The organism is Flectobacillus major DSM 103 (assembly GCF_000427405.1).
In the GTDB taxonomy this organism is placed as follows: Bacteria; Bacteroidota; Bacteroidia; order Cytophagales; family Spirosomataceae; genus Flectobacillus; species Flectobacillus major.
This window is the reverse complement of the sequence record NZ_KE386491.1, coordinates 3,032,519-3,044,995: the sequence shown is the minus strand read 5'-3', so window position 1 is coordinate 3,044,995 and position 12,477 is coordinate 3,032,519. Positions and strand designations below refer to the sequence as shown.

The 12,477-nt window shown below is 37.5% G+C and carries 9 protein-coding genes; 7 read left to right on the top strand and 2 right to left on the bottom strand.

What is annotated here, in order from left to right; genetic code table 11:
* Positions 1 to 29: 29 nt before the first annotated feature.
* Complete coding sequence (locus tag FLEMA_RS69870; protein WP_044171928.1) at positions 30 to 1,070, top strand: M28 family peptidase; 1,041 nt, start codon at positions 30 to 32, stop codon at positions 1,068 to 1,070.
* 414 nt (positions 1,071 to 1,484) lie between these two features.
* The gene (gene carB, locus FLEMA_RS0124400) at positions 1,485 to 4,310 is read left to right on the top strand and encodes a carbamoyl-phosphate synthase large subunit (RefSeq protein ID WP_026997812.1); all 2,826 of its coding nucleotides are present in this window, start codon (positions 1,485 to 1,487) and stop codon (positions 4,308 to 4,310) included.
* Between the two features lie 54 nt (positions 4,311 to 4,364).
* Here carB and FLEMA_RS69865 read toward each other — a convergent pair whose 3' ends face one another.
* Complete coding sequence (locus FLEMA_RS69865; protein ID WP_044171927.1) at positions 4,365 to 4,997, bottom strand: hypothetical protein; 633 nt, start codon at positions 4,995 to 4,997, stop codon at positions 4,365 to 4,367.
* Between the two features lie 453 nt (positions 4,998 to 5,450).
* Here FLEMA_RS69865 and FLEMA_RS0124370 point away from each other — a divergent pair, with 453 nt between their 5' ends.
* Together FLEMA_RS0124370 and FLEMA_RS0124365 are read left to right on the top strand one after the other, a co-directional pair.
* Complete coding sequence (locus FLEMA_RS0124370) at positions 5,451 to 5,948, top strand: dihydrofolate reductase (RefSeq protein ID WP_044171926.1); 498 nt, start codon at positions 5,451 to 5,453, stop codon at positions 5,946 to 5,948.
* Between the two features lie 5 nt (positions 5,949 to 5,953).
* Positions 5,954 to 6,364, top strand: coding sequence for a molybdenum cofactor biosynthesis protein MoaE (locus FLEMA_RS0124365; protein ID WP_026996106.1), 411 nt, complete (start codon positions 5,954 to 5,956; stop codon positions 6,362 to 6,364).
* A gap of 257 nt (positions 6,365 to 6,621) precedes the next feature.
* Here the strand turns inward: FLEMA_RS0124365 and FLEMA_RS69860 are convergent, their stop codons facing one another.
* Positions 6,622 to 7,644, bottom strand: a complete 1,023-nt coding sequence (locus FLEMA_RS69860) for a LuxE/PaaK family acyltransferase (protein WP_044171925.1) — start codon at positions 7,642 to 7,644, stop codon at positions 6,622 to 6,624.
* A 194-nt stretch (positions 7,645 to 7,838) separates the two neighbouring features.
* Between FLEMA_RS69860 and FLEMA_RS69855 the strand changes: the two genes are divergently transcribed.
* The 3 genes from FLEMA_RS69855 to FLEMA_RS0124305 all read left to right on the top strand — a co-directional run bounded on the left by FLEMA_RS69855 (position 7,839) and on the right by FLEMA_RS0124305 (position 12,089).
* Positions 7,839 to 8,375, top strand: coding sequence for a hypothetical protein (locus FLEMA_RS69855; protein WP_044171924.1), 537 nt, complete (start codon positions 7,839 to 7,841; stop codon positions 8,373 to 8,375).
* A gap of 105 nt (positions 8,376 to 8,480) precedes the next feature.
* Positions 8,481 to 9,782 carry a hypothetical protein gene (locus FLEMA_RS0124315; protein WP_144080111.1) on the top strand — a complete coding sequence of 434 codons (1,302 nt, stop codon included), beginning with the start codon at positions 8,481 to 8,483 and terminating at the stop codon, positions 9,780 to 9,782.
* A gap of 114 nt (positions 9,783 to 9,896) precedes the next feature.
* Positions 9,897 to 12,089, top strand: a complete 2,193-nt coding sequence (locus FLEMA_RS0124305) for a S9 family peptidase (protein WP_310587220.1) — start codon at positions 9,897 to 9,899, stop codon at positions 12,087 to 12,089.
* Positions 12,090 to 12,477 lie beyond the last annotated feature (388 nt).

Here is a 12,477-nt window from a genome sequence, read left to right as displayed (position 1 = left end):
TACTTTTTTACCTTTTTAACATCATTTTCATGAAACAAATTTTACCTTTTCTTTTTCTCTTTGTTCCCTTCATTACACAAGCACAAGACTCAATAGCTATCAAATACGCTCAAATAATTAGTCAACCATTACTAAAAAAACATCTTACCTTTTTGGCTTCCGACCAACTCGAAGGACGTTTTACGGGTTCGGTTGGGCAAAAAAAAGCCGCTGTTTATATTGCAAACCACTTCCAAGCCAATGGCCTTTTACCCATTGTAGCAGATAGCCTACAGCAAAAATCATATTTTCAGCCATTTTATATCAAAAAATATTTTGGCGAACAATACAGCGTTATCCATAACCCCACAGCCAAAAATAAAAAAGGAAGAGGTGTTATTGCTACCGAAAATGTATTGGGCTTTATAGAAGGAAGCGAACACAAAGATGAGGTAATTGTGATTACGGCACATTACGACCACATAGGTACACAAAACGGAAAAGTTAATAATGGTGCCGACGACGACGGCTCGGGTACAACTTCTGTATTGGCCATTGCTTCGGCTTTTGCACAAGCTCTGCACGACGGCTTTCAACCTAAAAGAAGTTTGCTATTTATGACAGTTACAGGCGAAGAAATGGGACTTTTAGGTTCGGAATATTATACCGAAAAGCCTGTTATTCCACTCTCAAAAATTATTTGTGACCTCAATATTGATATGGTTGGCCGTGTCGACTCTTATCATATTACCGAAAACGACTCTAATTATGTCTATGTAATTGGGTCAGACAAAATTAGCCCTAAGCTCGATAAAATTCTTACTGAAATCAACGAAACATATACCCATTTGTCGCTTGATTATAGCTTCAATTCAGAGATGCACCCTCTACAATTGTACTACCGCTCTGACCACTACAATTTTGCCAAACATAATATTCCTATCATCTTTTTTACCAACGGAGAACACGAAGATTATCATAAACCAAGTGATGATGTTGAAAAAATTCAATTTGATATACTTCAAAAAAGAGCTCAACTCGTATTCTATATTGCTTGGGAGCTGGCTCAGGGTACACAAAAGTTGAAATAATACGATTTATAACAAGCTTTAGTACAACTAAAACTCGTAAGTACAATAACCGAATTGTATTGATTATTAGCTATTTACTAGCAGTATGAGTAACCCACTCATACAGATACTTGAATACTATGCTCAACAAGACAATAGCTAAATTCTAATGTCTATTTGACTTACAGTAGTATGATAATAACCTGAAAATGAAGAAATTGTAAAATGGAATATTTGGAGAATTAATTTTAAAAATTCAATAAATATGAATCTAGCCTTCTTATTTCGGCTCAATCTATTAACTTTGTGCAATTTTTGAGCCTATCCTATTCATTCTTGCTAAAAGCAATGTATAAATAAATAGGCATACTACAAACTACTCAGTTATTTAATATTATATAAATCGTAATTATTTAAACTAACATAAGTACAGCCGTGCCCAAAGACACATCCATCAAGTCCGTTCTCATTATCGGTTCAGGTCCAATTATCATCGGTCAGGCTTGCGAATTTGACTATTCTGGCTCGCAAGCGGCTCGCTCTCTTCGTGAAGAAGGCATCGAAGTTATTTTGATTAACTCGAACCCTGCCACGATTATGACAGACCCTCTCAATGCAGACCATGTATATCTGAAGCCGCTTGAGAAAAAGTCCATTATTGAAATCTTAGAGAAACATAACGTTGATGCCGTTTTACCAACTATGGGTGGTCAGACGGCATTAAATTTAGCTATTGATTGCGACGCTGCTGGTATCTGGGAAAAATACGACGTTCGTATCATTGGTGTTGACATCAAGGCCATTGAAACTACCGAAGACCGTGAAAAATTCCGATTAAAGATGCTAGAAATCGGTGTAGGCGTTTGTAAAGGACGTACTGCTCGCTCTTTCTTGGAAGGTAAAGAAATTGCACAGGAAACAGGCTTCCCATTGGTAATTCGCCCTTCATTTACCTTGGGTGGAACTGGTGGCGGTTTTGTGAATGAACCCAAAGACTTCGATGCAGCTCTTAACAAAGGATTGCACGCTTCGCCAACTCACGAAGTATTGGTAGAGCAGTCTATTATGGGATGGAAAGAATACGAATTGGAGCTATTGCGTGACAACCTCGGAAACGTAATTATTATCTGTTCTATCGAGAACTTCGACCCAATGGGTATTCACACTGGCGACTCAATTACGGTAGCTCCTGCTATGACATTGCCTGATACTATCTATCAGAAAATGCGTGATATGGCTATCAAAATGATGAATGCTATCGGTAAATTTGCAGGCGGTTGTAATGTTCAGTTTGCCTTGAATCCTGATACCGACGATATCATTGCTATCGAAATCAACCCTCGTGTATCTCGTTCGTCGGCTTTGGCTTCAAAAGCAACTGGTTATCCAATTGCCAAAATCGCTGCTAAAATGGCTATTGGTTACAACCTCGACGAGCTTACCAATGCTATTACAGGTAGTACTTCTGCATTTTTTGAACCTGCTCTTGACTACGTAATTGTAAAAGTTCCTCGTTGGAATTTTGACAAATTCCACGGTGCCGACAAAACCCTCGGACTACAAATGAAGTCGGTAGGTGAGGCTATGGGTATTGGTCGCAATTTCCAAGAGGCTCTTCAAAAAGCTTGTCAGTCGCTCGAAATCAAACGCAATGGTATGGGTGCCGATGGTAAAGGCTTGCGTGACCAAGACGCTATTATGAAGTCGTTGGCTAATCCTTCTTGGAATCGCCTTTTCCATATCTACGATGCCTTCAAAATGGGTATTTCGTTCAAAACAATTCGTAATGTTACCAAAATCGACAAATGGTTTTTGTACCAAGTGGAGGATTTGGTAAGAGTAGAAAACGAATTAGAAAAATATAATATTCACTCTGTTCCAAAAGAACTATTAGAAGAAGCTAAACACAAAGGCTTTGCCGACCGTCAGATTGCTTACTCTTTGCGTTGTTTGGAATCTGAAGTGTACGAACGTCGTAAAAACTTGGGTATTACACGTGTTTATAAATGCGTAGATACTTGTGCTGCCGAGTTTGAAGCAAAAACACCTTATTTCTACTCTACTTTCTCGCAAGGTTCGGCTTCGTTAGACAACGAATCTGTAACCAACAACAAGAAAAAAGTAGTAGTATTGGGTTCTGGTCCTAACCGTATCGGGCAAGGTATCGAGTTTGACTACTCTTGTGTGCATGGTATCTTGGCTGCTAAAGAAGCAGGCTACGAGGCTATCATGATTAACTCAAACCCCGAAACCGTTTCGACCGACTTCGATATTGCTGATAAATTATACTTTGAACCAGTTTTCTGGGAACACGTTTACGACATTATTCAGCACGAAAAACCAGAAGGTGTTATCGTACAATTGGGCGGACAAACAGCCTTGAAATTGGCCGAAAAACTTTCTAAATATGGTATCAAAATTATTGGTACTTCTTTTGAAGCCCTCGACTTGGCCGAAGACCGTGGTGCATTCTCTTCATTGTTGCGTGAAAACGATATTCCTTTCCCTAAATTTGGTGTATGCGAAGACGCAGATAATGCTGCCGAGTTAGGTCGTGAATTAGGCTATCCTTTGCTGGTACGTCCTTCTTATGTATTGGGTGGACAATCGATGAAAATCGTTATCAACGAAGAGGAATTAGAGCAACACGTTGTTGATATTTTGCGTGATATTCCAGGTAATAAAATCTTACTTGACCACTTCCTCGAAAATGCTATTGAAGCAGAAGCTGATGCTATTTGCGATGGAGAAGATGTATATATTATTGGTATCATGGAGCATATCGAGCCTGCGGGTATCCACTCGGGCGACTCACACTCGGTGTTACCTCCATTCGATTTGTCAGAAAATGTAATTCGTCAGATAGAAGAACACACTAAGAAAATCGCTTTGGCACTCCAAACAAAAGGACTTATCAATATCCAGTTTGCCATAAAAGATGAGGTTGTGTATATTATCGAAGCCAACCCAAGAGCATCTCGTACTGTACCGTTTATTTGTAAAGCTTACCAAGAGCCTTACGTAAACTACGCTACGAAGGTAATGTTAGGAGCAAAATTAAGCGAGTTCAACTTCCAACCAAAGAAAAATGGATGGGCTATCAAAATTCCAGTATTCTCGTTCAATAAATTCCCGAATGTGAACATGGAATTAGGCCCAGAAATGAAATCAACGGGTGAAGCTATTTACTTTATTGATTCTTTGAAGGATGAGTTTTTCCGCAAAGTGTACGGCGAACGAAACCTGTATTTGTCAAGATAGATTCTTGAATGCTTAAATAAAAACCTCCAATTGCCTTTCGGCAGTCGGAGGTTTTTATTTTAATATAATATTGGGGGGTGTTTCGTAGGCCGAACCAATTTGGCAAAGCCTATCCATTATTTCAGCAAATAGCATAAACATCACTTTGAGTTGTTCTAGGTTTTTTAGAATACCACGAACTTCTAAATAAAGCTCGTCGACACCCTCAGGAAAAGTTTGTCCCCAATAGCCTTCATCATCTTTTACTTTTACCATAAAAAGCGACAGCTCAGATAAAGCCATAAAGTGTTGTTTGATACTGTCAAGCTCTAATAAAGTTTTGATTTGAGCAGGATTTTTACTTTGTAATATAAAAGTGTCGTCAAAAATACGGTCGCCGATTTCTATGTCTTGCATCCCAAAGTATTTTGCTAAGTCACTAAAAAAGCCTTCTTTCTTAATCATAAAACGAAACCCATCTCGGTTATCATAAGCACATCGCATTCGTGTATAAGGTATTTGGGTTTTTCCTTCATGGCGATGAAATGTATCCAATACAATCGTCCAGTTTTTATGTTCTACCAAAACCTTAATATCCGACGATAAAAACCGTTGGGTATGTACCACTCTTGCATTGATTTGCTGTTCTAGTTGCGACCAGATTTCTTCTTTGGAAGGGCCAAATATATTGCGTAATATATTTTTCATCTAAATACGGTGATTTTTTAGAAATATACTCGTGGAAAACAAAAGGCAATAGGCTAAAAAAAAAGCTGACAGAAACCTCCACCAGCATTTTGAGTTCTACCTATATTAATATTTGTAAGTTGTACTGTAGTTTACAAAACAGTATTGAAATAGCCCTATGAATATTACCTATTTTTGTCATAGTCAAAGTTTCAATATTCAATTATACTTTTTTGTTAGAACAAATTCTAATTAAATACACTAAGGAGACTTAATAGGGATAAACGCATATATTGTTATATTAAAAAATAATTATAAATATTATAACATAATACAATTGAATAAAATGTTGTAGTATCTGCTACGGTACAGTTTTATAATAGCTTGACAAATTTAGGATGAATAGGTGTATTTGACCTATTGCCTAGAGAAAATGCGTAATTTTGTGTATATCATTTTATAAAAAATATTGCTTTGAAACTATCTATTATTGTGGCCGCTGCCACTAATGGCGTAATTGGTCATAACAACCAATTGATTTGGCATTTGCCCGAAGACCTCAAAATGTTTAAACGTCGTACTACAGGACATGTAATCATAATGGGTCGCAAAACATTTGAATCAATAGGCAAACCTTTACCTAACCGAACTACCATTATTATTAGTCGTAATCCTGAATATCGGGTAGAAGGCTGTATTACGGTGGGGTCGTTGGAGGAGGCCATTGCCCAAGCACAACAGATTGAGCCATCAGAAGCTTTTGTTATTGGAGGTGCCGAGATATACCGTTTGGCTTTGCCTTTGGCCGATATAGTTTATTTGACCGAGGTATTACAAGGCTTTGAAGGCGATGCTTTTTTCCCTTCATTAGAGCCAACTGTTTGGCAAGAAATAGAGCGTACCGATTTTGTGATCGACGAAAAACACGCTGTTCCTTTTTCTTTTGTTACTTATCATAAAAAAGACGCATAAAACCCATGATAGCTATTTCAGATCAACCTATCAATATACAGGCTTGTATAGATGCCGCTCAGTCAGAAAGGGCAGGAGCTGTCGATGTGTTTATTGGAACGGTTCGTAATCATAATAAATCAAAGGCTGTTGTACGTTTGGAGTTTGAAACTTACGATACTATGGCTGTCAAGAAAATGCAGGACTTAGCCGATCAGGCTTGCCAGCAATGGGACATCGAAAAAGTGGTGATGGTTCATCGCAAAGGAGTGTTGTCTATTGGCGATGTAGCGGTTGTAATTGCCGTGGCTACTCCTCATCGTGCGGCTTCGTTCGAGGCTTGTAAATGGTTGATCGATACGCTCAAAGAGGTTGTGCCTATCTGGAAAAAAGAGGTTTACGAAAATGGTGAAGAATGGCTAGAAGCACATGCTTAGGAACTGAGTAGGTAGTGAATTTGAGCTATCAATAGGATTGCGAAAATTATGGCTGGTAGATTACTTTTCAGAGATATTTTGTAAATAATACAGTCATTCCAAAAGCAGCATTCCGAAATAGTATTTTAGCTTTTATGTTTTTCCATTAGCTGACAAATATAGTTGTCAGCTAATGGAAAATGGATTGTCTAGTAGTCGAGTGTTTTTTGTTTATCAATCTGCGATGAGGTTACAGAACAATACCACAAATCCCCATATTATAGTACCATTAGATTACAGCCTCGTATATCTGAGTTGTCGAATCTACCCAAAATTCGGAAACGCTGGTTGTCGGGTAAAAAAGCCCCTAAATCTTTGGTTTCGATAAACGAGCAAGAATCTACATTAGCAAGGTCGATCACATTGACTCCGCCCGAGCGTGCCGACGAATCTACCCAAGCAAAAGGGTCATTGACATCGCGTAATAACACTTTCATTGAAGCAGGAAGCTCAAAAATACCCTCTCCAAAGGAGTATCCTTGCGAAAGTAGCTCGGTCATACCATATTCTGAATGAATACTATTGACCGAAAATGCTTGCGTTAATATTTCGTGTATTTCCTCGCGAAGCATTTCTTTTCTACGTCCTTTCATACCGCCTGTTTCCATAACAACCACCTGTTCAAAATCTTTCATAAACGAAAAATCGAGTCCAGATTCTGCTAAGTCGAGTAGGCCAAAAGTTACCCCAATCAAAAGTACTTTGGCTTTGGGGTTTTGTGTATGAGCTTTTTGGAGGGCATCTAACAAACTTTGGTATTCATTTAGGTAAAAACCCGAATGCTCAGAACCCGTTTGTTCAATAAAATGCTTTACCATATATACCAACGACGAGTTGTTCCGCTCTAAATAGGAAGGAAGCAAAGCCAGAATTTGAAAATCTTTGAGGCTACCATAAAACTTTTCAAAAATCTGAATTGCAACCTTTATATAAAAATCAGGGTCATGTACAAAGTGGCGGCTTGTTTGTAGGCCAGTAGTACCACTGCTTTCAAAAACGACTTTTGCAGGAACATTTCCTGTAATTACTTGTTGGGTTTTGAAAAACTCAATAGGCAAAAAGGGAATAGATAAAATACTATTGATCTGTGAAGGATCAATACCTAAATACTGTAAATAACGCCGATAAACAGGGTTCTGCTCGGCCTGAAATCTGAAAATATCAAGAGCTAAAGCATCGAAAGTAGAGGAATTAACTTCCAAAACGCTTTGTTTTAATATTTCGGCCGATTGAGTTACCATAATAGTTGGATGATTTTATAGATTGAAAGTGCAAAATTAACCCAAATGATTAACTTTACGGAAGTTTGAAAGCGAAAGAACAACATTTAAGGCTATTTTTCGTTTCACCAGTACTTCTATTTTGTTGTCTTTTCATAAATTTTAACCCTAAAACGATAGCCAAAGTTTTACAGAATAACTGAACTAATAATCAGATGAAAAAAATTACACTATTTGTGCTGGCTCTTATTGGATTGATTTCATGTATTTCTGAGCCAGATTTTAGTATTATTCCTGAAATAGGCTTTAATCGAGTACAAGTACTTACCAAACAGTCGGCTGATATTTTGGGTAATACCACCAAACGTGACTCGGTGATATTGACAATTGATTTTAAAGATGGTGATGGCGATTTGGGACTTACTCAAGATGACTTTCAGAAACTAAATATGCCCGATTTACGTACTTTCGATGTTGATATTTATGTACAAAAAAACGGGCAGTTTGTAAAAACACAGCCAAGCTTTCCGTTGGGGGGGAATCACTTTGAACGATACAAGCCTGGCGACAAACCTGGCCCAATTGAAGGTACTATCGACTTTTCGATGAATTTTGACTACAACAACTTTAAGGGTATTCCTTTGCTAACAGGTAAAAAAGATACCGTAAGATTTGATATTTGGATTATTGATAGGGCTTTGCACAAAAGTAATGTTGTGCAGTCGGTGCCGTTGGTATTATTTGCTAATTAACTTTTTATTAACAAGCTTTATTTCAGGAGTTTTGTAAATTATAGGCTTGTCGCTAGGCATAACGTTGTTATGCCTTTTTTTATGATACAAAGCTATTTTTACGCCATGAACAAAAAAAACTTATTGCTTTGGGTAGGCTTATTGACCAACATGCTAGCTACGCTAGCACAAAACCCAACCACAAAAAACGATTATGCCGTGGCTATCGACCAGTATTATGATGGTGGAAATATCTATGTTGATACTGTTTGGATAGCCCTACGAACAGACAGCAAGACTGTGCCACGTATGCCTACTAGGAGGGTATCTTATGCCAATGGGTTTTACCGAAATATTAGCTACGACTCTATTCATTATCAGGCTGTTGTACAAATAAATGATGTTTGGTTTTCTGATAAAAAATATATTCAAAAACTGCCTTCTTATCGAATTCTCTCCAATCGCTCGGATACGGCACAATATTATATAGTTGGAAAAGAAGAACGAACTAAGGTGAAACTCTTGGGGCTTTCGACAATGGTTATGCAAAAGCATCCAGATTTCCCTTCCGATTTTTTTGCCGTAAAACCCTACTCCCTCGAAAGTATTCGGTATCGTTGTGCGGCCGAACAGCCTATCTTTGATGTATTTTCGTCAACTTCCGAGACCGTTTTTGATGTACCCCGATACTTGGTAAATGGTAAGCTACAAGCACTCAAATTTGATATTCGCTCTATTCCGTTCAATGATATTGTTAGTATTAATGTTTTTAGTCCAAAAGATGCGATGCGATTTTTTAGTATTCGCTTTAAAAAAGGATTAGTAAGTATCAAAACCAAGCAATCTCATCAACAAAAAGAATTAGCTTTCAAAATTAGGGTACTAGAAGAAACCCAACAAAATCAGGGTAATTGGATAGTAACAGCCGATACCCTCCTCGACGATATGGAGAGTTTCAGTTCTTATCGACTAGCCAAAATCACGCAACAAAATATGCCCGTGTATTTGATTGATGGTAATTTTGAAACGGAATATATCAATCGAAAAAGTATCAATCTAGACCACGTAGAATCTATTGTTATCAAAAAAGCAGATATTGTGGCTAAAAATGGTCAAGAGCCAACGCTGACAATGGGCATAGATACTATCTTCATAAAAATGCAGCAGGTTGGGTATAGTGTCAATAGATTTTCGAGTATGGGCAATATTATTGCCGACCTAACACATTTAAGGGAACATCACCCCATCGAGCTACCTTTGTATATTGTCGATAATCAGGAAGTAGATATAGAAAAGCTGAAGCAGTTCAAAACCAAAGATTTAGAAGTGGTAGCGGTACTAAACTCCTGCGATGGAATGCAAAAATATGGCAAAAAAGCCGAGTTTGGAGCTGTCATTTATCGAACTAAATTACCGAAAACAGACTAGACGAAAAGACTAAAGTCTGGGCTATTTTTTATAAATTTGGATTAGTTTCAATAACTATACCAAGCTACCACTTTACCAAAGAATATCAACAACATAGAAACCCATATAAAAACAGTGAAAAAAGCCCACATCATTTTGTTAGTAGCCACATTACTCATGTCAAGCAGTTGCGATTTAGTTGCTCAGAAAAAGAATATTACACTTGAAGATATTTGGTCGAAATTTACCTTCGTTCAAAAACAGGTACAAAGTGTGAATTGGATGAAAGATGGTTCTTATTATACGGCTTTAGAAAGCGGTAGAATTGTAAAGCACCAAGTAACCGACGGAGCAGCCGTTGAAACATTGTTTGATGAAGGGGTAAGTGTTGAAAATCTTGGTAAAAAAGTTACCATCGAAGATTACACCCTTTCGCCCAACGAACAAAAAATCTTGATTACAACCGAAACTGAGCCTATCTATAGACGTAGTTCTCGTGCCGAAAATTATGTGTATGATATCAAAACCAAGAAACTTGTTCAGCTATCAAATGGCGGAAAACAATTGTTTGCCACTTTCTCGCCAGATGGCACCAAGATAGCCTTTGCTCGTCAAAACAATTTGTTTGTGGTAGACCTTGCTACCATGACCGAGCGAGCTATCACTACCGATGGTAAATGGAATAGCATTATCAATGGCGTATCTGATTGGGTGTACGAAGAAGAATTTTCATTTGCAAAGGCTTTTCAGTGGTCGCCAGATAGCCGTAAAATTGCTTTTTATATTTTCGATGAAACCAAAGTTCCCGAATACAATATGCAAATGTGGGGTAAGTTGTACCCAACCGATTACCGATATAAGTATCCTAAAGCAGGCGAACCCAACTCGACAGTAGCTATTTCGGTGTACCATTTGTCAGATAATAAAACGATAAAAGTAGATTTAGGAAAAGTGCAAGATGTGTATATTCCTCGCATTCGTTGGACTCAAAGTGCCAATATGCTATCTATCAATCGCTTGAATCGCAATCAGAACAAAATGGAGTTGATTCATGCAGATGCTTTGACAGGTAAAACCGAAGTTGTATTGATTGAGGAAAGTAGAACTTATGTAGATGTAGAAAACTTTGGCGATGATATGACCTATTTGGCCGATGGCAAAAGCTTTATTATGTCGTCGGAAAAAGATGGATTCAAGCACCTATATCAATATGATATGTCGGGTCGAGAAATTCGTCAGATTACCTCTGGAAAATGGGAAGTAGCCGATTTTTATGGCATCGACGAAGCCTCCAAAACACTTTATTTTACTTCTACCGAAATAGCTTCAATAGAACGTCATTTATTTAGTATTTCATTGGACGGCAAAACCAAAAGAAAGCTATCGGTAGATAGAGGTGTAAATGCTGCAAACTTTAGCCCAGATTTTAAATATTATATCTTGAAAAACTCTGCCTCGAATAGTCCTTTGAAAGTAAGCTTGCATAGAGCCACTACAGGACAATTAGTAAAAGTATTAGAAGAAAATACCGACCTAAAAAAACGCTTGGCCGACTATAATATAGCACCAAAAGAATTCACGACTATCAAAACTGCCGATGGCGTAGAGCTAAATACTTGGATGATTAAACCTACTAATTTTGACCCAGCCAAAAAATATCCACTTTTGATGTTTGTGTATGGTGGGCCAGGAAGTCAGCAAGTAATGAATCAATACGACGGAACAAACTTTTACTGGTATCAGCATTTGGCACAAAAAGGTTATATCGTAGCTTGTGTAGATAACCGTGGTACTGGTGGGCGAGGTGCAGAGTTTAAAAAATGTACTTATTTGAATTTGGGCAAGCTCGAAGTAAGAGACCAAATAGAATCAGCCAAATATTTTGGTAATTTACCATTTATTGACAAAAGCCGAATTGGTATCCAAGGCTGGTCGTATGGTGGTTTTATGGCTTCTAATTGTTTGTTTCAAGGGGCAGAGGTATTCAAGGCTGCTATTGCGGTTGCTCCTGTAACTAACTGGCGTTATTATGATACTGTTTATACTGAACGTTTTTTGCGTACGCCACAAGAAAACCCTGCGGGCTACGACGATAATTCGCCTGTAACTCATGCCAAAAACTTGAAAGGCAATTTCTTATTAGTACACGGTACTGGCGACGACAACGTACATTTTCAAAATGCTGTAGCTTTGGAAGATGCTCTTATCAAAAATAACAAGCAATTTCAATCATTTTATTATCCAAACAAAAATCACGGAATTGCAGGCGGAAATACCCGTTGGCATCTTTATACTATGATGACCAACTTCTTGGAGAAAAACTTGTAAGAATGCTTTGTCTTTAGATATACGGGTCGTAAACTTTTAGGGTTTACGACCTTTTTTTGTATAATGCTATAGGCTAGAGCTTTATAAGAAATAGTGTTTTAAGTGGTATTTTCTTATAAATAAGAAATATATTACTTATTGTCTTGTTTTAAATTAAGAATTTATGCTAATAAAGTAGGAGTTTTAAAGGAAAATAGGGAATAAATCTAACAATTCTTTATATTGCATAAAGTTTGAGTAGTGTAAAAATAGATAAGAATCATCAATTATAAGGCTAAATCTGCTAAAAAGACCTTTGGGTTTTTGCTACAATATCTATAAAATGGCTAATCAATGCTTGTGAATAATATATTTAGCTATATACAGTAATATATTACCTTTAACCCCA

Bases quoted from the DNA above. Each gene is read 5' to 3' on its own strand.
- FLEMA_RS69870 (WP_044171928.1), top strand. From the start codon at position 30: ATGAAACAAATTTTACCTTTTCTTTTTCTCTTTGTTCCCTTCATTACA.
- FLEMA_RS69865 (WP_044171927.1), bottom strand. From the start codon at position 4,997: ATGAAAAATATATTACGCAATATATTTGGCCCTTCCAAAGAAGAAATC.
- FLEMA_RS0124365 (WP_026996106.1), top strand. From the start codon at position 5,954: ATGATAGCTATTTCAGATCAACCTATCAATATACAGGCTTGTATAGAT.
- FLEMA_RS69860 (WP_044171925.1), bottom strand. From the start codon at position 7,644: ATGGTAACTCAATCGGCCGAAATATTAAAACAAAGCGTTTTGGAAGTT.
- FLEMA_RS69855 (WP_044171924.1), top strand. From the start codon at position 7,839: ATGAAAAAAATTACACTATTTGTGCTGGCTCTTATTGGATTGATTTCA.
- FLEMA_RS0124315 (WP_144080111.1), top strand. From the start codon at position 8,481: ATGAACAAAAAAAACTTATTGCTTTGGGTAGGCTTATTGACCAACATG.